27 protein-coding genes are annotated in these 24,600 nt (G+C 56.6%); 22 read left to right on the forward strand and 5 right to left on the reverse strand.

The features are described from left to right. The first annotated feature begins 152 nt into the window (after nucleotides 1–152). Together HLUCCO03_RS15230 and HLUCCO03_RS15235 are read left to right on the forward strand one after the other, a co-directional pair. Complete coding sequence (locus HLUCCO03_RS15230; RefSeq protein WP_012137896.1) at nucleotides 153–464, forward strand: type II toxin-antitoxin system RelE/ParE family toxin; 312 nt, start codon at nucleotides 153–155, stop codon at nucleotides 462–464. Further along, complete coding sequence (locus HLUCCO03_RS15235; RefSeq protein ID WP_012137897.1) at nucleotides 457–744, forward strand: helix-turn-helix domain-containing protein; 288 nt, start codon at nucleotides 457–459, stop codon at nucleotides 742–744. Before HLUCCO03_RS15230 ends, HLUCCO03_RS15235 begins: the two co-directional genes overlap by 8 nt. Nucleotides 745–874: 130 nt before the next feature. Here HLUCCO03_RS15235 and HLUCCO03_RS15240 read toward each other — a convergent pair whose 3' ends face one another. After that, complete coding sequence (locus tag HLUCCO03_RS15240; RefSeq protein WP_027831702.1) at nucleotides 875–1,111, reverse strand: addiction module protein; 237 nt, start codon at nucleotides 1,109–1,111, stop codon at nucleotides 875–877. A gap of 204 nt (nucleotides 1,112–1,315) precedes the next feature. Here HLUCCO03_RS15240 and HLUCCO03_RS15245 point away from each other — a divergent pair, with 204 nt between their 5' ends. Genes HLUCCO03_RS15245 through HLUCCO03_RS15255 form a run of 3 tightly spaced genes read left to right on the forward strand, consistent with a single transcriptional unit; the run spans nucleotide 1,316 to nucleotide 2,450 of the window. Continuing rightward, nucleotides 1,316–1,558, forward strand: coding sequence for a type II toxin-antitoxin system Phd/YefM family antitoxin (locus HLUCCO03_RS15245; RefSeq protein WP_027831703.1), 243 nt, complete (start codon nucleotides 1,316–1,318; stop codon nucleotides 1,556–1,558). Next, the gene (locus HLUCCO03_RS15250; RefSeq protein WP_027831704.1) at nucleotides 1,555–1,818 is read left to right on the forward strand and encodes a Txe/YoeB family addiction module toxin; all 264 of its coding nucleotides are present in this window, start codon (nucleotides 1,555–1,557) and stop codon (nucleotides 1,816–1,818) included. The genes HLUCCO03_RS15245 and HLUCCO03_RS15250 overlap by 4 nt, the downstream gene beginning before the upstream one ends. Next, nucleotides 1,818–2,450, forward strand: a complete 633-nt coding sequence (locus HLUCCO03_RS15255) for a GNAT family N-acetyltransferase (protein ID WP_292016737.1) — start codon at nucleotides 1,818–1,820, stop codon at nucleotides 2,448–2,450. Before HLUCCO03_RS15250 ends, HLUCCO03_RS15255 begins: the two co-directional genes overlap by 1 nt. Before the next feature lie 69 nt (nucleotides 2,451–2,519). On the opposite strand, the gene HLUCCO03_RS15260 is transcribed toward HLUCCO03_RS15255, so the two are convergent. Together HLUCCO03_RS15260 and HLUCCO03_RS15265 are read right to left on the reverse strand one after the other, a co-directional pair. Then, nucleotides 2,520–2,837, reverse strand: a complete 318-nt coding sequence (locus HLUCCO03_RS15260) for a CcdB family protein (RefSeq protein ID WP_027831706.1) — start codon at nucleotides 2,835–2,837, stop codon at nucleotides 2,520–2,522. Beyond that, a complete protein-coding gene (locus HLUCCO03_RS15265; RefSeq protein WP_027831707.1) occupies nucleotides 2,837–3,082 on the reverse strand; it encodes a type II toxin-antitoxin system CcdA family antitoxin in 246 nt (81 codons plus the stop codon). The genes HLUCCO03_RS15260 and HLUCCO03_RS15265 overlap by 1 nt, the downstream gene beginning before the upstream one ends. 201 nt (nucleotides 3,083–3,283) lie before the next feature. Between HLUCCO03_RS15265 and HLUCCO03_RS15270 the strand changes: the two genes are divergently transcribed. The 8 genes from HLUCCO03_RS15270 to HLUCCO03_RS15305 all read left to right on the forward strand — a co-directional run bounded on the left by HLUCCO03_RS15270 (nucleotide 3,284) and on the right by HLUCCO03_RS15305 (nucleotide 10,217). Further along, on the forward strand, nucleotides 3,284–3,541 hold the full coding sequence (locus HLUCCO03_RS15270) for a type II toxin-antitoxin system Phd/YefM family antitoxin (protein ID WP_027831708.1): 258 nt from the start codon (nucleotides 3,284–3,286) through the stop codon (nucleotides 3,539–3,541). Next, a complete protein-coding gene (locus tag HLUCCO03_RS15275) occupies nucleotides 3,529–3,831 on the forward strand; it encodes a type II toxin-antitoxin system RelE/ParE family toxin (protein WP_027831709.1) in 303 nt (100 codons plus the stop codon). The genes HLUCCO03_RS15270 and HLUCCO03_RS15275 overlap by 13 nt, the downstream gene beginning before the upstream one ends. Before the next feature lie 128 nt (nucleotides 3,832–3,959). Further along, nucleotides 3,960–4,706, forward strand: a complete 747-nt coding sequence (locus HLUCCO03_RS15280; RefSeq protein ID WP_051603967.1) for an aspartate/glutamate racemase family protein — start codon at nucleotides 3,960–3,962, stop codon at nucleotides 4,704–4,706. A gap of 93 nt (nucleotides 4,707–4,799) precedes the next feature. Then, the gene (locus tag HLUCCO03_RS15285; RefSeq protein WP_027831710.1) at nucleotides 4,800–6,995 is read left to right on the forward strand and encodes an OsmC domain/YcaO domain-containing protein; all 2,196 of its coding nucleotides are present in this window, start codon (nucleotides 4,800–4,802) and stop codon (nucleotides 6,993–6,995) included. Between the two features lie 6 nt (nucleotides 6,996–7,001). Next, nucleotides 7,002–7,331 (forward strand): hypothetical protein, encoded by a 330-nt coding sequence (locus tag HLUCCO03_RS15290; protein ID WP_027831711.1) that lies wholly within the window; start codon nucleotides 7,002–7,004, stop codon nucleotides 7,329–7,331. A 41-nt stretch (nucleotides 7,332–7,372) separates the two neighbouring features. Beyond that, nucleotides 7,373–8,251 (forward strand): glutathione-dependent disulfide-bond oxidoreductase, encoded by an 879-nt coding sequence (gene yghU / locus HLUCCO03_RS15295; RefSeq protein ID WP_027831712.1) that lies wholly within the window; start codon nucleotides 7,373–7,375, stop codon nucleotides 8,249–8,251. Then, nucleotides 8,251–9,834 carry a PQQ-dependent sugar dehydrogenase gene (locus tag HLUCCO03_RS15300; RefSeq protein ID WP_027831713.1) on the forward strand — a complete coding sequence of 528 codons (1,584 nt, stop codon included), beginning with the start codon at nucleotides 8,251–8,253 and terminating at the stop codon, nucleotides 9,832–9,834. Before yghU ends, HLUCCO03_RS15300 begins: the two co-directional genes overlap by 1 nt. A gap of 11 nt (nucleotides 9,835–9,845) precedes the next feature. After that, nucleotides 9,846–10,217, forward strand: coding sequence for a DUF202 domain-containing protein (locus HLUCCO03_RS15305; RefSeq protein ID WP_027831714.1), 372 nt, complete (start codon nucleotides 9,846–9,848; stop codon nucleotides 10,215–10,217). Nucleotides 10,218–10,251: 34 nt separating this feature from the next. On the opposite strand, the gene HLUCCO03_RS15310 is transcribed toward HLUCCO03_RS15305, so the two are convergent. Both HLUCCO03_RS15310 and ggt read right to left on the reverse strand, forming a co-directional pair. Beyond that, nucleotides 10,252–10,500 carry a thiamine-binding protein gene (locus tag HLUCCO03_RS15310; RefSeq protein WP_027831715.1) on the reverse strand — a complete coding sequence of 83 codons (249 nt, stop codon included), beginning with the start codon at nucleotides 10,498–10,500 and terminating at the stop codon, nucleotides 10,252–10,254. Between the two features lie 14 nt (nucleotides 10,501–10,514). Further along, on the reverse strand, nucleotides 10,515–12,278 hold the full coding sequence (ggt, locus tag HLUCCO03_RS15315; protein WP_081813530.1) for a gamma-glutamyltransferase: 1,764 nt from the start codon (nucleotides 12,276–12,278) through the stop codon (nucleotides 10,515–10,517). Between the two features lie 108 nt (nucleotides 12,279–12,386). Here ggt and purU point away from each other — a divergent pair, with 108 nt between their 5' ends. From purU to HLUCCO03_RS15360, 9 genes are all read left to right on the forward strand, one after another. Then, nucleotides 12,387–13,241 (forward strand): formyltetrahydrofolate deformylase, encoded by an 855-nt coding sequence (purU, locus tag HLUCCO03_RS15320; RefSeq protein ID WP_027831717.1) that lies wholly within the window; start codon nucleotides 12,387–12,389, stop codon nucleotides 13,239–13,241. Nucleotides 13,242–13,368: 127 nt separating this feature from the next. After that, nucleotides 13,369–15,993 carry a DNA gyrase subunit A gene (gyrA, locus tag HLUCCO03_RS15325; protein ID WP_027831718.1) on the forward strand — a complete coding sequence of 875 codons (2,625 nt, stop codon included), beginning with the start codon at nucleotides 13,369–13,371 and terminating at the stop codon, nucleotides 15,991–15,993. Between the two features lie 41 nt (nucleotides 15,994–16,034). Next, a complete protein-coding gene (serC, locus tag HLUCCO03_RS15330) occupies nucleotides 16,035–17,117 on the forward strand; it encodes a 3-phosphoserine/phosphohydroxythreonine transaminase (protein ID WP_027831719.1) in 1,083 nt (360 codons plus the stop codon). A gap of 2 nt (nucleotides 17,118–17,119) precedes the next feature. Next, complete coding sequence (pheA, locus tag HLUCCO03_RS15335; protein WP_027831720.1) at nucleotides 17,120–18,220, forward strand: prephenate dehydratase; 1,101 nt, start codon at nucleotides 17,120–17,122, stop codon at nucleotides 18,218–18,220. A 29-nt stretch (nucleotides 18,221–18,249) separates the two neighbouring features. After that, nucleotides 18,250–19,389, forward strand: coding sequence for a histidinol-phosphate transaminase (gene hisC / locus HLUCCO03_RS15340; protein ID WP_027831721.1), 1,140 nt, complete (start codon nucleotides 18,250–18,252; stop codon nucleotides 19,387–19,389). Between the two features lies 1 nt (nucleotide 19,390). Then, nucleotides 19,391–21,616 carry a bifunctional prephenate dehydrogenase/3-phosphoshikimate 1-carboxyvinyltransferase gene (locus HLUCCO03_RS15345; protein ID WP_027831722.1) on the forward strand — a complete coding sequence of 742 codons (2,226 nt, stop codon included), beginning with the start codon at nucleotides 19,391–19,393 and terminating at the stop codon, nucleotides 21,614–21,616. Nucleotides 21,617–21,618: 2 nt separating this feature from the next. Further along, nucleotides 21,619–22,299, forward strand: coding sequence for a (d)CMP kinase (cmk, locus tag HLUCCO03_RS15350; protein ID WP_027831723.1), 681 nt, complete (start codon nucleotides 21,619–21,621; stop codon nucleotides 22,297–22,299). Between the two features lie 131 nt (nucleotides 22,300–22,430). Continuing rightward, entirely contained in the window at nucleotides 22,431–24,125 is a 1,695-nt protein-coding gene (gene rpsA, locus HLUCCO03_RS15355) for a 30S ribosomal protein S1 (protein ID WP_027831724.1), read from the forward strand. Between the two features lie 132 nt (nucleotides 24,126–24,257). Then, complete coding sequence (locus HLUCCO03_RS15360; RefSeq protein WP_007154691.1) at nucleotides 24,258–24,554, forward strand: integration host factor subunit beta; 297 nt, start codon at nucleotides 24,258–24,260, stop codon at nucleotides 24,552–24,554. The last annotated feature ends 46 nt before the right edge of the window (nucleotides 24,555–24,600 follow it).

Here is a 24,600-nt window from a genome sequence, read left to right on the forward strand (position 1 = left end):
AAAGGGTTGAATCAAGTCACTGAATCGCCGTGGTACGTGATCCGTATGCCCGGTGATGTGGGAGGAGAGGCACCGTGAGGGGCCTCCCTATCCCGATTACACCTCCCTGATCCGGTCTTGAGTTTTGTACGGCATCGCCGTATATTCTTGTGATGCTATTCATCGAAACGTCAACGTTCACCAAGTTATTGCCGAACTACCTCACGGATGAGGAATATCGTGGGCTTCAAACCTACCTTCTACAGAAGCCGGATGCGGGAGATCTGATCAAAGGTTCGGGTGGTGTTCGTAAAGTTCGATGGGCACCGGCGGGTTCGGGAAAGAGCGGTGGTATCAGAGCTATTTATTACTGGAAGAAGTCTGACCACGAGATATGGATGCTCACGCTGTACAGTAAATCAGAGCGCGCCAGCATTCCTGGCCATACGCTCAAGCAGATAGCGGAGGCAATCAAAAATGGGTGACAGGAACCTAGGGGCAGAGATTCTTGATGGCATCAATGAAATCAAGCAGTTCAAAAAGGGCAAATTGGCTCTACGAACCCATGAGCTATCAGAGCCCTCACCGCCTAAAGTGATCAGGCTGAAGTTGAACATGTCGCAATCTGCGTTTGCCGGTCTCATGGGAGTGAGCGTGCGAACTCTTCAGGATTGGGAGCAGGGGCGCAGGGAGCCACAGGGTCCAGCGGTCGCTCTTTTGCGCATTGCTGAACAACACCCCGAAGTTTTTAATCAACTTCACTGAGCAAGGTGAGGTGTAACCAAGCCATGCACCGGATGCCAAACCCTCCGCTTCGCTGCGGTTTTGTCACCGGTGATGGCGGGCGTTAGGGCTTCCTGCGAGGCTTCTTCCAGTATCCTTACCGTTCGCACTGTTACTGGCCTAACCTCGCTCGCATCTTTGTCCGGAATTCTTCACGGCTGAGCAGTGTAGCCTTACCGCTTTCGACCTTGGCTACGCGCCGAATAATTTCATCATTCCAGGCCTGCTCAACAGAGTCGTCACGGGGGCCGTCTAGGCTCATTATGAGCTCTCGAGCCAACGCAGCACGTTCCGACTCGGAGAGAGTCGAAATCTGAGAGCGTAGGTGATTTAATGTTTCGGTAGTCATGGTGCCTCCGCGAGTGGCAATGCAACTATGCTATCCCGATTCAAAGGCCCTAACAAGGCCAGCCACGGCGACGGCTACTCCATTGCGGCTTCGCCTCCATTCCGCAGCCGCGCGTGCTGAGCGGCGTTATGCAGAGCGTTCGTCTTGACGTACGTACCTATAGGCGTACACTTGGTTAAAAGATAAACACGCAAGAGGTGCGTCATGACCGGAATCACAGCAACTGAGGCGCGCAGCAACCTATATCGGTTGATCGACGAAACCGCCGAGTCTCACCAACCAATCGTTATCATGGGGAAGCGGAACAAAGCGGTTTTGGTGTCCGAGGAAGACTGGTCTGCAATTCAGGAAACACTTTACCTGCTTTCCGTGCCAGGTATGCGAGAGTCTATTCGCGAGGGGATGGATACCCCCGTGAAGGAATGCGATGAGGAGCTGGACTGGTGACATGGAAGTTGGTTTACACCAAGCAAGCCCAGAAAGATGCAAAAAAGCTGGCCTCCAGCGGTCTCAAACCAAAAGCCCAGGAATTGTTGGCGCTTATAGCAGAAGATCCATACCGCAAGCCCCCTCCGTTTGAGAAGCTCATAGGGGATCTTGCTGGTGCCTATTCACGCCGTATCAATATTCAGCATCGGCTGGTCTACCAAGTGCTCGAGGAAGAGCGTGTGGTGAAAGTCCTCAGGCTCTGGAGCCACTACGAATAATGCATAACCAGCCGCTGTTGCCGGCAATTTTTCCACCGCTTCGCGGCTCCAAAATTGCCGCAAAGCTCGGCGTTATGCACAGGGAGAGATCGAGCACGGTGCAATTGTTTGAAACAGAGAGGTTGGTTGCAAGGAAGTTATTCCATCAGGACGTTCCGGTGCTCACGGCAATGCTCAGTGATCCGGAAGTTATGAAGTTTTCGGTTCGCGAAGTTTGCGATGAAGAAGCTATCCGGAAATTTGTTGATTGGTGCCTTGGGTGCTACGCCACTCATGGAATCGGGCCATGGGCATTCTGCGAGAAAGACTCAGGGGATTTTATCGGCTTCTGTGGCGTTGGGCCGGAGTTGGTTGGTGATGTTGAAGAAGTCAATCTAGGTTATCGCATGGCGCGCAGATTCTGGCATCAGGGGTTTGCGACAGAAGCTGTCAAAGGTGTCCTCCAGTATGCTTTCGGTCAAAAGCTCTGCGAGTCGGTAGTTGCTATCATCGAGCCGGAGCATACATCATCCGTTAGGGTGACGGAGAAGGTAGGGTTTGGAGACTACAAACTTCAAGAATTCCATAACCGACCGGTGCGGGTGTATCGAATGACGTGCGAAGACTGGGCATTGCATAACAAATTGTTGTAGTGCGTTCCGGGCCTGGCGGCCCTACACCAGACGCCTACTGCGCTCCGTTGCCGCCCATTACCACTGGCGTTAAATGCCGGTGATAGCTAAGTCCAGAGCCCCAACAATCTGGTCTCTGAAATGTGAGAGGGAACCAATGGGGCTCTTGAGGTGTTTTTCGGGCACGGAGGAAATTTGCGGAGTTAACAGCAACAACTCCTGATCCGCAAAGCTGATTTCCGGAGTGAGCCCTTGCATGGCTTCGCCACCGAAGGCAGAACGTTTGCCCAAAGGGATAACTATGCGAGTTGCCAAATCGTTCAGGAGGCTGCTCTGAATATCCACAAGGTAAGGGTAGTGAGCCTTGCTGACTTTGCTCGGGTTGGGGTATACATCGAACTTTGCCATCAGAACTCCCTGAATTCGTCGCCGAAGCATCCATGTTGTTCGACGAAATCGTTGTAACTTTTTATCGCAGCGCGATTTTCTTCAACCCATTGTGCGGCTTCGCGTTTCGAAAGCTCGTCTTTTAGAGCTCGTTCCAGGGTGGCAGACAAATTAATGTTCAGTTCCCGGGTCTTACGCAGCAGATCGCTGTTGATTGAGAGGTTCGTTGCTTTTTTGGGGGCGGCTGAATTATAGAGTTCGGCCATGAGGGCCTCCGATAAAATCTAGAATACATAGCTTGATCGTATGCGCATTGCCATGCGCATGCAAGCATTTACCCAATGGCTGTTGTCGGACGCGCCTGCGCTGGCGCTTCGGCACGCCGCAAAGCCAGGGCTTTAGCTGTGATTGCCTCACCTGAAAAGTGATACTATAGTGTCACTATCAATTTGGATCAGGGTGAGCCCATGAAAGTTGAGCTTGTTACAAACCTTAAGCGCCAAGCCACAAAAATCTTGGCAGATCTGCATCTGTCCAAAGAGCCGGTACTGATCACTGAACATGGCCAGCCATCCGCTTATCTTGTTGATGTACAGGATTACGAGTTCATGCAGCGCCGGCTTGAGCTGCTTGAGGAGCTCTCACGAGGAGAGCGTGCTGTACTTGAGGGAAGAACGTACAGCCAAAGTGAGGCCAGGGAGAAAATGAGTAAATGGCTGAAGTAATCTGGACTGAGCCGGCTCTTCAAGAATTAAACGCAATCGCAGAGTACATTGCTCTGGACAATCCTGACGCTGCAAGCCGGCTGGTAGAAGAAGTTTTCGATAAAACCGACCGTTTGGAAGATTTTCCCCAATCTGGGCGCATTCCTCCAGAGCTCCCTAATTCGGTGTACAGGGAGGTGGTGGTTCCACCGTGTCGCATTTTTTATCGTGAGGATGAGAAACGGGTTCTCCTCCTCTATGTCATGCGAGAAGAGCGGCAGCTTCGTGCGTACATGCTTGGGAACAGCTAACCAGGCGCGTCACCCGGATGCCCTTGTCTGCGCTTCGCTACGTCAAGGTCACCGGTGCGCTCTGCGTTAGCAAGATGCCAATATCCACCCGTGTCACCATTGAATGACACGTGAACGAGAGGTTTCCTGTGAAAACAATAGGTTTGATCGGAGGAATGAGCTGGGAGTCTACTCAGACTTATTACCGGATGATAAACCAGAAAGTGAGAAACCAGCTTGGCGGGCTTCATTCGGCAAAACTTGTTCTTTACAGCGTGGATTTCGCCGAGATTGAGGCGTTGCAGCACCAGGGTGATTGGCAGGCAACGGCGGAAATACTTGGTTCAGCGGGCCGGGCGCTTGAATCAGCAGGCGCAGAATTTCTGGTTCTCTGTACAAACACGATGCATAAAGTCGCTTCCCGGATTGAAGAGGCAGTAAGCATCCCTCTTCTTCATATAGCAGACGCTACGGCCAGTGTGCTGGAAAAGGATGGGGTAACCTGTGTGGGCCTTCTGGGAACAAGGTTTACCATGGAGCAAGAGTTTTATATTGATCGTCTCCGGGGCCATGGTGTTCAGGTTGTCGTGCCAGATGCGGCCCAAAGAGAGTGTGTTCATTCTGTGATCTACACGGAGTTGTGCCGGGGTGTCGTTGAATCTGATTCAAAAACCGCATATCTGGATATCGTCGCATCATTGTCTGAACGCGGTGCTCAGGGAGTCATCCTAGGGTGTACGGAGATAGGGCTTCTGATCCAGGGCACGGATACACAGGTCCAGCTTTACGACACGACAGAAATACATGCCGACCAGGCAGTTCAGTTTGCCTTGGGCAGGCGTGCTGGCGGCAGCCGCAGTAGCAGCAGGACTTCCCCGAAATTGTCGAAGGGTTGATGCCACATACCAAGACGAAGGGCGGTAAAAACTGGATAATGGCGAGCATTCAGGGCCGCAGCGCGCCAAATTCTCCAATCCGGATACTTCGTCATGGAAATCAACGTCAATTTTCTCGACAACCTCAGGCTTGAAGCCAAGTTTGACGATTTCACTGTCGTTACCGACCAGCCCATCCGCTACAAGGGTGACGGGTCGGCACCCAGCCCCTTCGATTATTTTCTCGCATCTTCAGCCCTGTGCGCGGCTTATTTTGTTCGCGTTTACTGTCTGGCGCGGGACATTCCCACCGAGAATATCCGTCTGTCCCAGAACAACATTGTTGATCCGGAAAATCGCTACAACCAGATTTTCAAGATCCAGGTGGAATTGCCGGAAGATATCTCCGACAAGGACCGGCAGGGCATTCTGCGTTCCATTGATCGCTGTACCGTCAAGAAGGTGGTGCAAACAGGCCCGACATTCGAGATTGAAACCGTCGAGAACCTGGGGGCCGATGCCCAGGCGTTGCTGATGACCAGGCCGGAGGGTGGCACCAATACCTATATCGAAGGCAAGGATCTGCCCCTGGAGCAGACCATCGCCAACATGACCCGGATCCTTGAGGATCTGGGGATGAAAATCGAGATTGCGTCCTGGCGCAATATCGTGCCTCACGTGTGGTCCCTGCATATCCGCGATGCAGCGTCGCCCATGTGTTTTACCAACGGCAAGGGCGCCACAAAGGAAAGCGCACTGTGTTCTGCCCTCGGTGAATTCATTGAGCGGCTGAACTGTAATTTCTTCTATAACGACCAGTTTTTCGGGGAAGACATAGCCAACAGTGAATTCGTCCACTACCCGAACGAAAAGTGGTTCAAGCCCGACCCCGAAGACGAGTTGCCGGAAGGTATTCTGGATGATCATTGCCTGGCCATATATGACCCGGAAGGCGAGCTGTGTGGTTCCAACCTGATCGATACCAATTCCGGCAAGACGGAACGGGGGATTGTGTCGCTGCCGTTCGTGCGCCAGTCCGATGGCGAGGTGGTTTATTTCCCTTCCAACCTGATCGAGAACCTGTACCTCAGCAATGGTATGAGTGCGGGTAACACGCTGCATGAAGCCCAGGTGCAGTGCCTGTCGGAAATCTTTGAGAGGGCGGTGAAGAAGCAGATTATCGAGGAAGAGATTGCACTGCCGGACGTGCCCCGGGAGGTGCTGGAAAAGTATCCGGACATTCTGGAAGGTGTGGAAGCTCTGGAAGCGCAGGGCTTTCCCACCCTGGTCAAGGATGCGTCTCTGGGCGGCCGGTTTCCGGTGATGTGCGTCACTCTGATGAACCCCCGAACCGGTGGCGTGTTCGCTTCATTCGGTGCTCACCCCAGCCTGGAAGTGGCCCTGGAGCGCAGCCTTACGGAGTTGCTTCAAGGCCGGAGTTTTGAAGGTCTGAACGACGTGCCGCCGCCCACGTTCAACAGCCTTGCGGTAACAGAACCCAATAACTTTGTGGAACACTTTATTGATTCCACCGGTGTGGTGTCCTGGCGTTTCTTCAGCGCCAGGTCGGACTATGAATTCTGCGAGTGGGATTTCTCCGGCACCAACCAGGAAGAGGCGGCGTGCCTGTTCGGAATACTCGCGGAGCTGGAGAAGGAAGTCTATGTTGCGGTTTATGAAGAACTGGGGGCTCCTGTATGTCGTATTCTTGTTCCCGGGTATTCGGAGGTCTATCCCGCGGATGATCTGATCTGGGACAACACCAACAAGGCTCTGGACTACCGTGAAGATATTCTGAACCTGCACACCCTCAGCGACGACCAGTTGAGGGGCCTGGTGGAGCGCCTGGAAGAGAGCCAGATGGACGACTACACCGACATCATTACCCTGATCGGTATCGAGTTTGACGAGAATACGGTCTGGGGCCAGCTCACGATTCTTGAGCTCAAGCTGCTGATCTACCTGGCTCTTCAGCAGCACGAGGAAGCTCTGGAAAGGGTAGAAGCCTTCCTGCAGTTCAACGACAACACAGTGGAGCGCAACCTGTTCTACCGGGCAGTCAATGCGGTGCTGGAGATTACCCTTGATGATGAGTTGGAGCTGGAAGACTATCTGGTCAACCTTCAGCGAATGTTTGGTGAGGAAACCATGGATGCCGTGGTAGGCTCGGTCAATGGTAGTGTTCGGTTCCATGGCCTGACCCCGACCAACATGCAGCTGGACGGCCTGGATAAGCACCTGCGTCTGGTAGAGAGCTATAAAAAGCTGCATGCGGCCCGTGCACGAGGTAACGCTCATTCTGTGGAGTAAGGCTTTATGAAGAATCCCGTTCTGGTAACGATGCTTCTGGCAGCGTTGAGCTTCAGCGCTTCGGCTCAGGATGTCGATTACGACAAGCGCAATATGCATATTTTTTGCGCAAGCCATCTGACACTGCTCAGTGACTCACTCACCGAGAAAGGTGAAGAATACAAGGCATTGGTTTTCATATCTGACGCCCATGGCGACGAAGCGAGGAAGATGGGCGCAACTGACAAGCAGTTTTCCGATGTAAACAAGTATCTGAAAACCGTACGTAGCAGCAATAAAGGGAAGTGGAGCAGGCTGACTTCCCGCAGCCGGGAAGTTTGCTTCCCCGAATCCTGAATGTACCGAAATTCGCAGTACCTTAATGTGAGGATGATTGAATGACTGATGCCAGCTACACGCCCCCGAAGGTATGGAAATGGGACGCCGAGAGCGGTGGAGCCTTCTCGAAAATCAATCGACCGATTGCAGGCCCTACCCATGAAAAGGAGTTGCCGGTCGGGAAGCATCCGTTCCAGCTTTATTCACTGGCAACCCCAAATGGGATAAAAGCCACCATTATGTTCGAGGAGTTGCTGGAGAAAGGCATCAAAGAGGCAGAGTATGATGCCTGGCTGATCCGCATTACCGAAGGCGACCAGTTTGGCAGCGGCTTTGTGAAGGTGAATCCCAACTCCAAGATCCCGGCGATGATGGATCACACTCACTCGCCGGCTGTTCGTGTGTTCGAGTCCGGTTCCATTCTGCTTTACCTGGCAGAAAAGTTCGGTGAGTTCCTGCCGAAAGACATTGTTGCCCGCACCGAAACCATGAACTGGCTGTTCTGGCAGATGGGCAGTGCGCCTTTCCTGGGCGGCGGATTTGGCCATTTCTATGCATACGCACCGGAAAAATACGAGTACCCGATTAATCGTTACACCATGGAAGTGAAGCGCCAGCTGGATGTGCTGAATCGTCAACTGGCGGATAACCGTTATATCGCAGGGGATGAATACACCATCGCTGATGTGGCCATCTGGCCCTGGTATGGTGCGCTGGTTAAAAACAGGGTCTACGAGGCGGCCGAGTTCCTTGAGGCGCATACCTACACCAACGTCGTGCGCTGGGCTGACGAAATCGGGGCACGTCCGGCCGTCAAGCGCGGGCTGATGGTAAACCGCACCTGGGGTGAAGAGAGCAAACAGCTGCATGAAAGGCACGACGCCAGTGACTTCGAACTGCGGACCCAGGACAAGCTGGAGCCTGCCGGAGAAAAATAATGGCTGCACCTGCCCCCTGGTGGAAAGTGGTTCTGGCATTCGTGGTTGCCGTGGTGGTGGGCTCGGTGCTCGGCAGCCTTGCCCAGACCCAGTTCAACCTGCAGGCGCTGGAAGGCCTGGGCGTTGACATTGGTGCCGCCACCCGGCTGGAAACCACTGCTCTTGATCTGATCAATTTTGCACCTTTATACGCCATTCTGTTCGGAACAAGCCTTCTGTGTTCCCTGGGAGTTGCAGGGTTGGTGGTCAGGCAGACAGGGAATTCCGGCCGTTACTGGTTGTACCCGGTTGCTGCGGCGGTGGGGCTCTGGCTGACTTTGATCATTGTGAATACCCTGGCGCCAATGCCCACGCTTATTGCTGCAACACGGAGTACGGGAGGCTTGATGGCTATGCTGGCAACAGCTGTGGTATCCGGCTGGCTGTTTGCGGTGCTGGTTGGCCGTTCCGTGAGCCGGGGGCAGGGGATCTCTGCCATGCCGGCCCTGGCGATCATGCTGGCAGGCGGTCTGGTATTGCCGGAATCGGATGCAGTGGCAGACGAGCAGCCCGGCTACAATATCGAGACACTGGCCCGGGGTCTGGAGCATCCCTGGTCGCTGGCGTTCCTGCCTGATGGTCGGATGCTGGTTACCGAAAGGCCAGGCAGGCTGCGGATACTGACAGCTGAAGGCGAGCTGCTGCCGGATGCCGTGGATGGTGTGCCGGAAGTCTTTGCCTCGGCGCAGGCCGGGCTTTTCGATGTGCTTCCAGCCGGTGACTTCGAGAAGACCGGTATGATTTACCTGAGCTATGCCTGTGGTACGCCGGAGGCCAATCATGCCTGCCTGGCCAGGGGAAAACTTGTCGACCGGGGCCTGGAGAATGTCACCGAGATATTCCGCGTTCAGCCGGCCAAGGAGGGGAACGCCCATTATGGGGGCCGCCTGGCATGGTTGCCGGACAACACGCTGGTGCTTACTCTGGGGGATGGTTTTGATTACCGTGAGCAGGCCCAGCGCCGGGAGAACCATATTGGCAGTATTGTTCGCCTGAACCCGGATGGCAGCGTGCCGGAGGACAACCCGTTTGCCGGCTCCGGGCAATATCAGGGCGAAATATACAGCTATGGCCATCGCAATGTGCAGGGACTGGTCTACGATGATGAGCAGGACCGACTGATTGCCCATGAACACGGGCCCCGCGGCAGTGACGAGATCAATGTCATCCGCCCGGGCGCCAATTACGGCTGGCCCGTTACCACCCACGGGCTGGATTATACCGGCGCACGGGTGACACCGTTCCAGCAACGGGATGGTATCGAGCCACCGTTGTTGCACTGGACGCCTTCCATTGCGCCGTCCGGCATGACGCTGTATACCGGTGAACTGTTTCCCCGGTGGCAGGGTGAGTTGCTGGTCGGGGGGCTGGTGACCAGGCAGGTGCATCGGGTTCGCCTGGAAAATGGCCAGGCGAGGGAAGTGGGTGTTCTGTTCGGAGAGCTGGAAGAACGCATCCGGGATGTGCGCACCGGCCCGGATGGTGCGGTTTACCTGCTTACCGACAGTGATGATGGCCGTGTTCTGAAAGTAACACCGGAGTAGAAAGGAAGCCCATGTCTGACCTGAAAGACCCGAGAGTTCTGTTTGCCGCTGAGCGAACCCTGCTGGCATGGAACCGCACCAGCCTGTCCTTTATTGCGTTCGGCTTTCTGATCGAGCGGGCGGGCCTGCTACTGCATGTTCTGGCGCCCGACAGCGTGGGCGTGATCAACGCCATGCTGGGATTCTGGATTGGTATTCTGTTTATCCTGCTCGGGGCCTTTGCTGCCGTGTGGTCTTCACGCCAGTTCCGCGCCCTGTTGCGTACCCTCAGCCCGGCAGAGTTCCCGGCCGGATACGGGTTCCGCTGGGGCCTGGCCGTCAACATGGTTGTGGCGTTCCTGGGGCTTGTGCTGGTAGGCGCCTTGTTTATCGGCCGCGGGTAGGGCCCCACCCGCGGCAGGTTGTTGTGCCTTGCTGTTATCGTGGCCTGCGGTCACCCTCCATGATCTTGGCCACGAAGACGGCTTTGCCGTACTCCTCGAATGACCATTTCATGGTATCCGACAGCACCCGCATGACCTCATCATACTCCCCGAATATTTCCGTGCTCATGCGCCCGGGATAGACTTCCAGCCCGCTATTCTCCAGCCGTTCGATAAGCGCCCGGATGGGTGGTTTGTAGTCGTCTGCGAGCGGGTAGCAACTCAATTGCACTGATAAGAACATAAAACCTCCCGGGTTCAGTAACCCATGGCTGACGATGTGCTACGGCGAGGGTCTGCACCGCCGTGCAGGGTTCCCTCGTTATCGATCAGTATGCTCTGGATGGCCCCCATGGCGCTACCAGGCACTACCTCATGGCCCTTGTCCTCCAGCAACCGGACGGTGTCGGGGCTGATGCCCTGTTCAATGAGGATTTCATCCGGTAGCCACTGGTGGTGGATTCTCGGTGCGCTGACCGCAGACTGAATGTTCATGTCATGATCAATCACATTCAGCAGTACCTGCAAGGTGGTGGTAATGATTCTGGAGCCACCGGGGCTGCCGGTCACCAGGAAGTTCTTGCCATCACGCCTGACAATGGTGGGCGACATGGAGCTCAGCATGCGCTTGCCCGGTTCCACTTTGTTGGCTTCGCCGCCGATGAGCCCGTAGGCGTTGGGTTCACCGGGTTTGGCACTGAAATCGTCCATCTCGTTGTTGAGCAGAAAGCCGGCCCCGGTAACTGTGATACCGGAGCCATAACTGAAGTTGATGGTGTAGGTGTTGGAAACGGCATTGCCCCAGCGATCGACAATGGAAAAATGGGTGGTTTCCGGGCTCTCCCAGGCGCCCGGATCCCCGGCGCGGATGTCCGACGCTGGCCGTGCCCTGTCCGGGTCGATGGTTTTGCGTAAGGATTCGCCATAGGCCTTGCTGATCAGGCCGTCCAGGGGCACCTCCACGAAATCCGTATCGCCCAGGTATTCCGCACGGTCGGCATAGGCCAGTTTCATGGCTTCAGCCATGTGGTGGATGCCGGCAGCGGAATTATGGCCAAAGTCCGAGAGTGGGAAGCCCTCGAGAATATTGAGAATCTGCACGATGTGAGTTCCGCCGGAAGAGGGCGGCGACATGGAATAGATGTCGTGGTCACGATAGCTGCCATGGACCGGCTGGCGGACCTGGGGCCGATAGTTTTTCAGGTCGTCCAGGGTGATCAGGCCGTTGTGGCGTTCCATTTCGTCCACAATCAGTTGCGCGGTCTTGCCTTCGTAGAAGCCGTCGATACCCTCATCGGCAATGCGCTGGAGGGTCTTGGCCAGTTCTGGCTGCCGGAAGCGTTCTCCCGGTTGCCAGGCAGAGCCGTCTTCCTTATAGAAGGTATCCAGTGTGGCGGGCCATCGTTGCAGCCGTTCACGGGCCTGTTCAAGCCCCTCGGTGAAGCGGTCGGGTACGTTGAACCCGTCCCGGGCCAGCCTGATTGCCGGTGCCAGTGCCTCCTCCAGGGAAAGCGTGCCATGCCGTTCCAGTGCCATGGCAAGACCGGCGACGGTGCCGGGCACGCCGGCTGCCTTGTGGGTGAAGCGACTGCGGTCCGGCACCACGTTGCCGTCTTCATCCTGGAACATGGTTTCCGTGGCAGCTGCAGGAGCTGTTTCCCGGTAATCGATGGCTTCCACGGCGCCTCCGTTGCCGGGCGCGTAAAGCATGAAACCGCCACCGCCGATGTTGCCGGATCGTGGCTGGGTAACAGCCAGGGCAAATCCGGCGGTCACTGCTGCATCCATGGCGTTTCCGCCGTCTTTGAGAACTTCCAGCGCCACTTCGCTTGCCAGCGTATGGCTGGTGGCAACCATTCCGTTCTTTGCCTTGACCGGGTGATGCCGCTCACCCTCGAGAATGGCGTCCCCTGCAGCCGGTTGCAGCGGCAAAAGCAATGCCAGGGCGATGAGCAGCCTGGTGGCCAGTGAGTGGCCCGGAACGGGTTTTTCTGTGCAAGCCTGTAGGGGGTGTCTGTCCATGTTATGGTGCCTCGTTTCTGATGCTCAGATAGGCTATCATAGCCGGTCATTTTTCAGGGTGTGAACCTGCACGCCCGCTTTCCCGGATCAGATTAAGGAAAGGCTTCCATGGAGCATACCTATCGTCTTGTGATTTCCTGCCCGGACCGGGTCGGAATCGTCGCCAAGGTCAGTAACTTCCTTTCGACCTACAATGGCTGGATTACCGAGGCGAGCCACCACTCGGATACCCAGACAGGCTGGTTCTTCATGCGGCATGAGATCAAGGCCGATTCGATTCCGTTCGGGCTTGAACAGTTCCGCATCGCTTTCGAGCCGATAGCCCGCGAGTTTGACATGAACTGGCACATTGCCGATTCGGCTCGTCCCAAGAAAGTGATCCTGATGTGCAGCAAGGAATCCCACTGCGTGGCAGATCTTCTACACCGCTGGCACAGCAAGGAGATCAATGCCGAGATCGTAGCCGTTATCTCCAATCACGAGGATCTCAGGCGCATGGTGGAGTGGCATGACATACCCTACCACTATATCCCCGTGGACAAGACCAACCGTGATGAGGCCTTCGGCGAGGTTGACGGCCTGATTGAAGGGTATGAAGCCGATGTGGTTGTCCTGGCCCGATACATGCAGATATTGCCCGCAAGCCTGTGTGAGAAGTATTCAGGCAAGGTGATCAATATCCATCACAGTTTTCTGCCTTCCTTTGCCGGTGCCCGGCCATACCACCAGGCCTATAGCCGGGGTGTGAAGCTGATCGGTGCTACCTGCCACTACGTGACGCAGGATCTGGACGAAGGCCCCATTATCGAGCAGGACGTCATTCGCGTCAGTCACAGCGACTCGATAGAAGACCTGGTGCGCCTGGGCAAGGATGTGGAGAAAAACGCCCTGTCACGGGGTCTGAGGGCACACATTGAAGACCGTGTGATCACCTACGAAAACAAGACCGTGGTTTTTGACTGACAGGCACCGCCATATGCCCCGCTAAGAGGTTGAATGTGGTAGTATTGGCCGCTTGTTAAAGAATAACTATGGGGCGCTCTGAAGGGCCCTGAAACGACTTCCAGCAAATGCAAAGGAACCTTTCTCGATGGGTGAGTTAGCCAAAGAGATCCTGCCGGTAAATATTGAAGACGAGCTGAAACAGTCCTACCTCGATTACGCCATGAGCGTTATCGTTGGCCGTGCACTTCCCGACGTGCGGGACGGCCTCAAGCCGGTGCACCGTCGTGTGCTGTTTGCCATGTCCGAGCTCAATAACGACTGGAACAAGGCTTACAAGAAGTCCGCCCGTGTGGTGGGTGACGTTATCGGTAAATACCATCCCCACGGTGATTCCGCTGTTTACGACACCATTGTCCGTATGGCCCAGCCCTTCTCCCTGCGGTATCCGCTGGTGGACGGCCAGGGCAACTTTGGCTCCATCGACGGTGATAACGCAGCCGCCATGCGTTACACCGAGATCCGCATGGAGAAGATCGCCCACTCCCTGCTGGCGGATCTGGAAAAGGAAACGGTTGATTTCGTACCCAACTACGACGGTACCGAACAGATCCCGGAAGTGCTTCCCACACGGGTTCCGAACCTGCTGGTGAATGGTTCCTCCGGTATTGCCGTCGGTATGGCAACGAACATTCCGCCCCACAACCTCACGGAAATCGTCAATGGCTGTCTGGCACTGATCGACAACCCGGACATGACCATTGACGATCTCATGGAGCATATTCCGGGGCCGGATTTCCCGACAGAAGGCATAATCAACGGCCGCGCCGGCATTGTCGAGGCGTACCGTACCGGCCGTGGGCGCATCTATATCCGTGCCCGCCATGAAATCGAGCACGACAAGAAAACCAACCGCGACGCCATCATTATTACCGAGCTGCCGTACCAGCTGAACAAGGCGCGGCTGATCGAGAAAATTGCAGAGCTGGTCAAAGAAAAGCGCCTGGAAGGTATTTCCGAGCTGCGGGACGAGTCCAACAAGGAAGGTATCCGGGTAGTGATCGAGCTGCGTCGCGGCGAGAACCCGGATGTCATCGTCAACAACCTGTTTGCCCATACCCAGCTCCAGACAGTCTTCGGCATCAACATGGTTGCCCTGATCAACGGCGAGCCGAAGATCCTGAACCTGAAGGAAATGCTGGACGCGTTTGTTCGCCACCGCCGGGAAGTGGTAACGCGCCGGACGATTTTTGAACTGCGCAAAGCCCGTGAACGTGGCCATATCCTTGAAGGCCTGACGGTTGCACTGGCGAATATTGACGAGATTATTGCCCTGATCAAGGCTTCCCCGGCTGCGGCCGAGGCGAAAGAAAAGCTGATGGCCCAGGGCTGGGCGCCGGGTGATGTGCTGGCCATGCTTGAGCGCGCCGGTGAGGATGCCTGCCGCCCGGACGACCTGCCGGAAGCCTATGGCCTGCGTAATGGCCTGTACCATCTTTCCCCGGAACAGGCCCAGGCAATCCTGGATCTGCGCCTGCATCGCCTGACCGGTCTCGAGACCGAGAAGCTGCAGAACGAATACAAGGAGATCCTCGAAAAGATTGCTGATCTGCTCGAGATTCTTGGCGACCCGGACCGTTTGATGCAGGTTATCCGTGAAGAACTGGAAGCCATTGTCACCGAGTTTGGTGACAAGCGCCTGACTGAAATTACCAGCTCCAAGCGTGACCTGACGATCGCCGATCTGATCGACGAGGAAGATCTGGTGGTGACCATCTCCCATGGCGGTTACGCCAAGACCCAGGCCGTTGAGGACTACCAGGCCCAGCGCCGTGGTGGCCGGGGCAAGGCCGCGACGTCCATGAAAGACGAGGATTTCGTCGAGAAGCTGCTGGTAGCCAACTCCCATGACACGATTCTGTGTTTCTCCAACCGGGGCAAGGTGTACTGGCTGAGGGTATTCGAGATTCCCCGTGCCAGCCGTGCGTCACGTGGGCGCCCGATGGTCAATATCCTGCCGCTGGAAGAAGGTGAGCGCATCACAACCTTCCTGCCGGTACGTGATTACCCGGAAGACCAGTACGTGCTGATGGCAACATCCGCCGGTGTGGTCAAGAAAACCCCGCTGCCGAACTTCTCCCGTCCGCGCAGCAGTGGCCTGATCGCGTTGAATCTCGACGAGGGCGACACCCTGGTTGGCGCGGCCATCACCAGGGGTGACGCGGAAGTCATGCTGTTCTCCTCGGCGGGCAAGGCCGTTCGCTTTAACGAAGAAGCAGTACGTCCCATGAGCCGGACAGCCCGTGGTGTTCGTGGTATCAAGATGCCGGAAGGGCATCATGTTGTGTCGCTGATCATTCCCCAGGAGGGTGGAGTGCTGCTGACCGCCAGTGAAAACGGTTATGGCAAGCGCACGACGTTCGACGAATTCCCGACCTACAGCCGTGGCAGCCAGGGCGTGATTGCCATGCAGTGTTCCGAGCGTAACGGTAACCTGGTAACGGCATTGCAGCTGTTCGAGGGCGATGAAATGATGCTGATCTCGGACAAGGGCACGCTGGTACGTACCCGCACCGACGAAGTATCGGTTCTGAGCCGTAATACCCAGGGTGTTCGCCTGATCAAGCTGAGCCAGGAAGATGAGCGCCTGGTGGGTGTAGAGCGAATTGCTGAAACCGATGCCGAAGAGGTAGACGGTGAGGAAATGCCGGAAGCCCCGGGGGATAACCCGGACGACTCAGGTAGCGCAGAAGAGGGTGCCGGCGAGGAATAGGCCGGCATCTCAATTGGCAGGAATTGAGAGATCACAGGATCATGACCAGGGCGTATAACTTTTGTGCAGGCCCGGCAACCTTGCCGGAGCCCGTGCTGCAACAGGCGCGGGACGAAATGCTGGACTGGCGCGGCAGCGGGATGTCGGTGATGGAAATGAGCCATCGCAGTGATGAGTTCGTGGAAATCGCTGAAACTGCCGAGAGGGATCTCCGGGAACTGGCCGGCGTGTCAGATGACTATGCCGTGCTCTTTATGCAGGGTGGTGCGTCCAGCCAGTTCGCGACCATTCCGTTGAATCTGTTGGGCGACAAGGCTTCTGCGGACTATGTGAACACCGGCATCTGGTCGAAAAAGGCCATTGCCGAGGCCAGCCGTTATGCGCAGGTAAACGTGGTGGCCAGCAGCGAAGCCGATGGATTCACCAGCATTCCCGACCAGGGGGTCTGGAACACCAGTGCCGATGCGGCCTACCTGCACTACACGCCGAATGAAACCATCGGCGGCCTGGAATTCGATTTCGTGCCCGACAGCGGTTCCGTGCCACTGGTTGCGGATATGTCGTCTACCATGCTGTCGCGGCCACTGGATGTGTCGAAGTTCGGCCTGGTCTACGCCGGTGCCCAGAAAAACATTGGCCCCTCGGGGCTGGTGGTGGTGATTATCCGCAAGGATCTGCTGGGCAAAGCGCTCAGGATCACGCCAACGATGATGAACTATCAGGTGATTGCCGATAACGGCTCCATGTACAACACCCCGGCAACCTATTCCTGGTACCTGGCCGGGCTGGTGTTCAAGTGGCTGAAACAGCAGGGTGGCGTCAGCGCCATGGGTGAGATCAACCGTCGCAAGGCCAGCAAGCTTTATGGGTTTATCGACGAGAATGATTTCTATGCCAATCCCATCGCCCCGCGTTTTCGTTCCTGGATGAACGTGCCTTTCACCCTGGCGGACGAGGCATTGAACGATGACTTCCTGCAGGGGGCCAACGAGCGCGGCTTGCTGAATCTCAAGGGGCATCGCTCCGTGGGCGGTATGCGAGCCAGTATATACAACGCCATGCCGGAAGCCGGTGTTGATGCGTTGATTGATTACATGACCGAATTTGCGAAGGAGCTGGGCTGATCATGAGCGCTGATGAGCAGGCCCGCCTGGGGCAGTTAAGGGAAGAGATTGACCGGCTGGACCGGGAGATCATGGACCTGATCAGCAAGCGTGCGGAATGCGCCCAGGAAGTGGCTAGGGTGAAGATGGAAGCCAATCCCGGTCAGGATGTGTTCTTCTACCGTCCGGAGCGGGAAGCCCAGGTATTGCGGCGCATCAAGGAAAGCAATCCGGGCCCGCTCTCGGGCGAGGAAATGGCGCGGCTGTTCCGGGAAATCATGTCTGCCTGCCTTGCCCTGGAAAAACCCATGCATATTGCTTTCCTGGGGCCCATCGGTACCTTTACCCAGGCGGCGGCGCTCAAGCACTTCGGGCATTCCGTGGTGAGTGTGCCATTGCCGGCCATTGATGCGGTGTTCCGTGAGGTGGAATCCGGTGCGGCGCACTATGGCGTGGTTCCGGTGGAGAATTCCACCGAGGGCATGATCAACCATACCCTTGATATGTTCATGTCGTCACCGCTGAAAATCTGTGGCGAAGTCCAGCTGCGTATTCATCACCACCTGATGGTGTCACCAAAGCACAAGGGCCAGGAGATTGTCCGCATCTACTCCCATCAGCAGTCCTTTGCCCAATGCCGGCAATGGCTGGATGCGCACCGCTACGGCATCGAGCGGGTCACGGTCAGCAGCAATGCCGAGGCGGCCCGGCGCGCGGCGGAAGAGCCGGGCACGGCCGCCATCGCCGGCGATATGGCCGCGGAGCTGTATGGTCTCGAGATGCTCGCCACCCGCATCGAAGATCGGCCGGACAACACCACCCGCTTCCTGATTATCGGACGCGAGGAAGTGCCGGCCAGCGGAAACGACAAGACTTCTATCCTGGTGTCCATGCGCAACAAGCCCGGTGCGCTATACCAGTTGCTGGAGCCATTCCACAGGCACGGCCTGAGCCTGACCCGTATTGAAACCCGGCCATCGCCAAGCGGTACCTGGGCGTACGTGTTCTATATCGATTTCGAGGGCCATGTGGATGACGAACAGGTCAGCAAGGTGCTTTCCGAGATTGATGAGGAAGCGGTGGAATTGAAGCGCCTGGGTTCCTATCCCATAGGGGTTCTGTAACAAAACACGATTTGCCGAGGAAGGGTGAGATGTCGATTGATTACCAAAGTCTGGCGGTCAGAGGCGTGCAGGCGTTATCCCCTTACCAGCCGGGCAAGCCGATTGATGAGCTGGCTCGGGAACTGGATCTTGACCCGGACAGCATCATCAAGCTGGCGAGCAACGAAAACCCGTTGGGGCCCAGTTCGAAAGCGCTTGCGGCCGTCAGGGAAACCCTGAATGACCTCTGCCGTTACCCGGATGGCAATGGGTTCGAGCTGAAGCAGGCGCTGTCAGCACGATATGGGATCCGGCCGTCGCAGATTACCCTGGGTAACGGCTCCAACGACGTTCTGGAAGTGATCACCCGATGCTTTGCCGATCAGGCTTCCGAAGTGGTGTTTTCCCAGTACGCTTTCGCGGTTTATCCGCTGGTGACTCAGGCCATCGGGGCCACGGGCGTGTCGGTTCCCGCCCGGGATTATGGCCATGATCTGGATGCCATGGCCGCGGCTGTCACCGGGCGCACCAGGCTGGTATTCGTGGCCAATCCCAATAATCCTACCGGTACGGTGCACGGGGCGGAGGCCATTGAGCGCTTCCTGGCCAGTATCCCCGAACAGGTACTGGTGGTTCTGGATGAAGCCTATTGCGAGTACCTTCAGGGTGACGGCTATGTGGATGGTATCTCGCTCCTTGAGCGTTTTCCCAACCTGATCGTCACCCGTACCTTCTCCAAGGCCTGGGGGCTGGCATCCCTGCGGGTTGGCTATAGCATCAGTTCCCCTGAAATTGCGAATGTTCTCAACCGGGTGCGTCAGCCTTTTAACGTGGATTCTCTCGCTCTGGCCGCTGCCACTGCGGTGCTGGGTGACGAGTCCTACCTGCAGCGCTCCCGGGAGGTGAATGCCCGGGGCATGGCGCAGCTGGAGTCTGCCTTCAAGGAACTGGGGCTGGACTATATTCCCTCTGCCGGCAATTTCATTGCGGTTGACGTGGGAGAGCAGGCCGGACAGATCAATCAGTTGTTGTTGGAGCAGGGGGTGATTGTCAGACCGGTTGCGGGCTATGGCATGCCCCGGCACTTGCGGGTGTCCATCGGCCTGCCCGAGGAGAATGACCGTTTTATCGAATCCCTGGCGCGCGCCCTGGATACTGTGTCGGCCTCCGAGTTCGGGCAGGGAGCTTAAGGTGTCTGACGTCCAGCCACTGTTTCAGCGCGTTGCGGTGATCGGCCTGGGCCTGATCGGTGGTTCACTGGCAAGGGCCATTCGTGATAACGGCCTTGCCGTCAGTGTTGTCGGCGCTGACAAGCGTGAGGATGAGCTGGCCCTTGGCAGGGAGCTGGGTATTATTGATGAGGCCGCCGCCTCTGTTGCCGAAGCGGTTGCCGGGAGTGATCTGGTGGTGCTGGCGGTGCCGGTAAAGGCGACCAGGGCAGTGCTGGAACAGATCCGGCCGCATCTGGGCAGTAATGCCGTGCTCACGGATGTGGGCAGCACCAAAACCAGTTTCGTGAACGATGTCATCGAGGTGTTTGGTGAGCTGCCTGCAAAGGTGATCCCCGGCCACCCCATTGCCGGTTCCGAGAAAAGTGGCATTCGGGCGGCGGACCCCGGCCTTTTTGCCAACCACAAGGTCATTCTGACCCCGGCGGATAACGTCAGCCAGACAGACCTCGAGAAGCTGAAAGCGCTCTGGGAAGGCTGTGGTGCGACTGTGCTGACCATGTCCGTGGCCTATCACGACGAGGTGCTGGCCGCCACGAGTCACCTGCCACACCTGATCGCTTTCTCACTGGTAGACACCCTGGCCGGCGAAGACGAAAATCTGGATATATTCCGCTACGCAGCGGGCGGTTTCAGGGACTTCACCCGGATTGCAGCCAGCGACCCGGTAATGTGGCACGACATATTTCTATCCAACCGTGAAGCGGTGCTGCGGGTGATAGACCATTTCACCCACGATCTGGATCAGCTCCGCACCGCCATTGCCGATCAGGACAGTGCAACTCTGTTACGGGTTTTCAGTCGCGCCAAAGCGGCGCGGGAACATTTTTCAAAGATGCTTTCAGGACAGGCTTACGTGACAAACAACAGTCAGAAACAGGTAACGTTCCGTCTTCAGCCCGGTGGCCGCATTGCCGGCGAGATCCGTGTGCCGGGCGACAAATCCATTTCCCACCGTTCCATCATGCTCGGTGCCCTCGCGGATGGCATCACTGAAGTGAAGGGTTTCCTGGAAGGGGAGGACAGCCTCGCCACCCTCCAGGCCTTTCGTGATATGGGTGTGACCATTGAAGGGCCCGACGAAGGTTTTGTGCGCATTCATGGTGTTGGTATCAATGGCCTTCAGGCGCCCCGGGGCCCGCTCTACCTGGGCAACTCCGGTACCGCCATGCGCCTGTTTTCCGGGTTGCTGGCTGCCCAGCCTTTCGACTCGGAACTCACCGGTGACGAGAGCCTGTCCAAGCGCCCCATGGGCCGCGTGGCGGACCCTCTGCGGGCCATGGGCGCGGTGATTGATACCGCCGAAGGCGGCAGGCCACCGCTCAAAATCCGCGGTGGTCATGCCCTGACCGGCATCCACTATGAGATGCCGGTGGCCAGTGCCCAGGTAAAATCCTGCCTGTTGCTTGCGGGGCTCTATGCCGAGGGTGTCACTTCGGTGACCGAGCCGGCGCCAACCCGGGACCACACCGAGCGCATGCTGGAAGGTTTCGGCTATCATGTCCACCGTGACATGGCTACGGCCAGCGTGACCGGGGGTGGGCGCCTGACCGCAACTGCCATTGATGTACCTGCGGATATCTCCTCCGCCGCGTTCTTCCTGGTAGCTGCCAGTATCGCTCCGGATTCGGACCTCACCATTCGTCATGTGGGCATGAATCCGACCCGCGTCGGCGTTATCAACATCCTTCGCATGATGGGGGCCAATATTGAAGTGCTGGAGGAGCGCGTCATCGGTGGCGAACCGGTTGCCGATCTTCGTGTTCGTTCCGCGGATCTCAAGGGTATTGATATCCCGGAAGACCAGGTGCCCCTGGCGATTGACGAGTTCCCGGTGCTGTTCATCGCCGCCGTATGCGCGGAGGGCAGAACCGTCCTGCGTGGGGCCGAGGAGCTACGCGTCAAGGAAAGCGATCGGATCCAGGTAATGGCTGATGGCCTGGACGCCCTGGGAGTGGAAACCACTGTCACGCCGGATGGCATTATTATTGATGGTGGCCAGACCATGGGCGGCGGCTCCGTGAACAGTCACGGTGACCACCGGATAGCCATGGCGTTCTCGGTGGCGTCCCTGCGGGCCAGTGGCAGCATCGAAGTAACCGATTGCGCCAACGTTGCCACGTCGTTCCCCGATTTCGTGGAGCTGGCGAAGCGCACCGGTATCAATATCTCGGCCGAGGGAGCCTAGTCGTGGCTGAAAGTAAGGCACCGGTTATTACCGTGGATGGCCCGGGCGGCTCCGGCAAGGGCACCGTTACCCAGATGCTGGCCCGCAAGCTGGGCTGGCACCTGCTCGATAGCGGGGCGCTTTATCGTCTTACCGCCCTGGCAGCCGAGCGGAAGGGGGTTTCACTGGATGATGAGCCGGCACTGGTGGAACTCGCCGCCAATCTGGATGTATCGTTCGAGCCCACACCCCCCGGCGAGCCGGCGAAGGTGCTTCTGGGTGGTGTTGATGTGACCGCAGATATACGTACAGAAACCTGTGGCGATAATGCCTCGAAGGTGGCGGTCATGCAGCCTGTTCGCGATGCGCTCTTGCAGCGCCAGCGTGACTTCCGCAAGCCCCCGGGGCTGGTTGCCGACGGTCGCGATATGGGTACGGTGGTGTTTCCTGACGCTCCGGTGAAGATATTTCTCACCGCCAGTGCCGAGGAGCGTGCGCAAAGACGTTACAGCCAGTTGAAGGACGCTGGGGTCGATGTTAATATTGACGCCCTTTTAGAGGAGATACGGGTGCGCGATGAGCGGGACATGAACCGCGCCGCCGCCCCGCTTAAGCCTGCAGACGATGCGCAAGTCATTGATTCGACAGGTTTGAGTATAGAAGAGGTGCTAGTCAGGGTTATGGCCGCAGCAGGTCAGGCCTGACTACACCTTTTTGTCGTTGAAATTCCGGATTCGGCGTTATCGGCCAGCCACTGGCTGGATCCGGATTGAAACTAACAGACCGTGTTGCTGGTAGCACGGAGTAAACTTGCGTTGATCACATAGGACACATAATGAGCGAGAGCTTTGCGGATCTTTTTGAAGAAAGCCTGAAAGAAATTGACATGCAACCAGGTTCCATCGTCCAGGGAACCGTCGTTGATGTTGATAACGACTGGGTCACCGTTAACGCCGGGCTGAAGTCCGAAGGCGTTATCCCCGCCTCCCAGTTCCTCAACGAAAAAGGCGAGTTGGAAGTTGCTATTGGCGACGTTGTTGACGTAGCTCTCGACGCTGTTGAAGACGGCTTCGGCGAAACCCGTCTGTCCCGTGAGAAAGCCAAGCGTGCAGAAGCCTGGAAGGTACTCGAGAAGTCCTTCGAAGCTGAAGAAGTGGTTAAGGGTGTTATCAATGGTAAGGTCAAGGGCGGTTTCACCGTCGATCTGGCCGGCATCCGTGCCTTCCTGCCGGGCTCTCTGGTAGATGTTCGTCCGGTTCGCGACACCGCGCACCTGGAGAACAAGGAACTCGAATTCAAGGTTATCAAGCTCGACCAGAAGCGTAATAACGTGGTTGTTTCCCGCCGCGCCGTTCTGGAAGCTGAAAACAGTGCCGAGCGTGAAGCTCTGCTCGAAACCCTGACCGAAGGTCTGGAAATCAAGGGTATCGTCAAGAACCTGACTGACTACGGCGCGTTCGTGGATCTCGGTGGTGTTGACGGCCTGCTGCACATTACCGATATGGCCTGGAAGCGTATCAAGCATCCGAGCGAAATCGTCAATGTCGGTGACGAGATCAACGTCAAGGTTCTGAAGTTTGACCGTGAGCGTAACCGCGTATCACTGGGTCTGAAGCAGCTGGGCGAAGATCCCTGGGTCGATATCAAGGGTCGTTATCCGGAAGGCACCAAGGTTACTGCACGTGTAACCAACCTGACCGATTATGGCTGCTTCGCTGAGCTTGAAGAAGGCGTTGAAGGCCTGGTTCACGTGTCCGAAATGGACTGGACCAACAAGAACATCCATCCGTCCAAGGTCGTTCAGGTTGGCGACGAAGTGGGCGTGATGATTCTGGATATCGACGAAGAGCGTCGTCGTATCTCCCTGGGTATCAAGCAGTGCGTTGCCAACCCCTGGGAAGATTTCTCCAGCAGGTTCAACAAGGGCGACCGTATCTCCGGCAAGATCAAGTCAATCACTGACTTCGGTATCTTCATCGGCCTGGACGGTGGCATTGATGGACTGGTTCACCTGTCAGACATCAGCTGGAACGAGACTGGCGAAGAAGCCGTTCGTGAATACAAGAAGGGCGACGAAGTTGAAACCGTCATCCTGTCTGTTGATCCCGAGCGTGAGCGTATCTCCCTGGGCATCAAGCAGCTGGAAAGCGATCCATTCGCCGAGTTTGTACAGCTGAACGACAAGGGCTCCATCGTGAAGGGCACGGTATCTGCGGTTGACGCCAAGGCAGCCACCATCACCCTGAACGACGAAGTTGAAGCGGTACTGAAAGCCTCCGAAATCAGCCGTGACCGTGTTGAAGACGCACGCAACGCCCTGAACGAAGGTGATGAAGTTGAAGCGAAGATCATCAGCATCGATCGCAAGAACCGCGTTATCAACCTGTCTGTGAAGTCCAAAGACGTTGAAGATGACAAGCAGGCACTGGAAGGTGTACGTGCGAAAACCGCTGAATCTTCCTCTGGTGCGACCACCATCGGTGATCTCATCAAGGAGCAGATGCAGCAGCAAAACGCCAACAAGGAATAAGATTTCCGGTTGGTATGAAAAAAACGGGCTCTAAGAGCCCGTTTTTTTTGTGTTTTTTACTGGTTTGGCTAAACTAGAGGCATGGAGCTGGTAACCGGCTATCCGATAATAATGTAAAGAGGGATGAGCCCAATGACGAAATCTGAACTGGTGGAGCTGATTGCGTCCAAACAGACGCAGCTTTCAGTGAAGGATGTGGAGCTGGCTGTAAAAACCATTATCGAACACATGTCCCAGTCTCTGGCGGATGGCCAGCGGATCGAGATTCGTGGGTTCGGCAGTTTTTCTTTGCACCACCGCGCTGCCAGAACCGGGCGAAATCCCAAAACGGGTGAGGCTGTTCAGTTACCGGCTAAATTTGTTCCGCACTTCAAGCCTGGCAAGGAGTTGCGGGAACAGGTTAATGACAGCCTGAAAAAGGGTTTCTGATTACCCTGACAGGGAAAGACTTTAACCAGGTCCTGATATAAACACT

Source organism: Marinobacter sp. HL-58 (assembly GCF_001314605.1).
Lineage (GTDB): Bacteria > Pseudomonadota > Gammaproteobacteria > Pseudomonadales > Oleiphilaceae > Marinobacter.

Coding starts and splice junctions, on each gene's coding strand:
- HLUCCO03_RS15230 (WP_012137896.1), top strand. CDS start 153: ATGCTATTCATCGAAACGTCAACGTTCACCAAGTTATTGCCGAACTAC.
- HLUCCO03_RS15235 (WP_012137897.1), top strand. CDS start 457: ATGGGTGACAGGAACCTAGGGGCAGAGATTCTTGATGGCATCAATGAA.
- HLUCCO03_RS15240 (WP_027831702.1), bottom strand. CDS start 1,111: ATGACTACCGAAACATTAAATCACCTACGCTCTCAGATTTCGACTCTC.
- HLUCCO03_RS15245 (WP_027831703.1), top strand. CDS start 1,316: ATGACCGGAATCACAGCAACTGAGGCGCGCAGCAACCTATATCGGTTG.
- HLUCCO03_RS15255 (WP_292016737.1), top strand. CDS start 1,818: ATGCATAACCAGCCGCTGTTGCCGGCAATTTTTCCACCGCTTCGCGGC.
- HLUCCO03_RS15260 (WP_027831706.1), bottom strand. CDS start 2,837: ATGGCAAAGTTCGATGTATACCCCAACCCGAGCAAAGTCAGCAAGGCT.
- HLUCCO03_RS15265 (WP_027831707.1), bottom strand. CDS start 3,082: ATGGCCGAACTCTATAATTCAGCCGCCCCCAAAAAAGCAACGAACCTC.
- HLUCCO03_RS15270 (WP_027831708.1), top strand. CDS start 3,284: ATGAAAGTTGAGCTTGTTACAAACCTTAAGCGCCAAGCCACAAAAATC.
- HLUCCO03_RS15275 (WP_027831709.1), top strand. CDS start 3,529: ATGGCTGAAGTAATCTGGACTGAGCCGGCTCTTCAAGAATTAAACGCA.
- HLUCCO03_RS15285 (WP_027831710.1), top strand. CDS start 4,800: ATGGAAATCAACGTCAATTTTCTCGACAACCTCAGGCTTGAAGCCAAG.
- HLUCCO03_RS15290 (WP_027831711.1), top strand. CDS start 7,002: ATGAAGAATCCCGTTCTGGTAACGATGCTTCTGGCAGCGTTGAGCTTC.
- yghU (WP_027831712.1), top strand. CDS start 7,373: ATGACTGATGCCAGCTACACGCCCCCGAAGGTATGGAAATGGGACGCC.
- HLUCCO03_RS15300 (WP_027831713.1), top strand. CDS start 8,251: ATGGCTGCACCTGCCCCCTGGTGGAAAGTGGTTCTGGCATTCGTGGTT.
- HLUCCO03_RS15305 (WP_027831714.1), top strand. CDS start 9,846: ATGTCTGACCTGAAAGACCCGAGAGTTCTGTTTGCCGCTGAGCGAACC.
- HLUCCO03_RS15310 (WP_027831715.1), bottom strand. CDS start 10,500: ATGTTCTTATCAGTGCAATTGAGTTGCTACCCGCTCGCAGACGACTAC.
- ggt (WP_081813530.1), bottom strand. CDS start 12,278: ATGGACAGACACCCCCTACAGGCTTGCACAGAAAAACCCGTTCCGGGC.
- purU (WP_027831717.1), top strand. CDS start 12,387: ATGGAGCATACCTATCGTCTTGTGATTTCCTGCCCGGACCGGGTCGGA.
- gyrA (WP_027831718.1), top strand. CDS start 13,369: ATGGGTGAGTTAGCCAAAGAGATCCTGCCGGTAAATATTGAAGACGAG.
- serC (WP_027831719.1), top strand. CDS start 16,035: ATGACCAGGGCGTATAACTTTTGTGCAGGCCCGGCAACCTTGCCGGAG.
- pheA (WP_027831720.1), top strand. CDS start 17,120: ATGAGCGCTGATGAGCAGGCCCGCCTGGGGCAGTTAAGGGAAGAGATT.
- hisC (WP_027831721.1), top strand. CDS start 18,250: ATGTCGATTGATTACCAAAGTCTGGCGGTCAGAGGCGTGCAGGCGTTA.
- rpsA (WP_027831724.1), top strand. CDS start 22,431: ATGAGCGAGAGCTTTGCGGATCTTTTTGAAGAAAGCCTGAAAGAAATT.
- HLUCCO03_RS15360 (WP_007154691.1), top strand. CDS start 24,258: ATGACGAAATCTGAACTGGTGGAGCTGATTGCGTCCAAACAGACGCAG.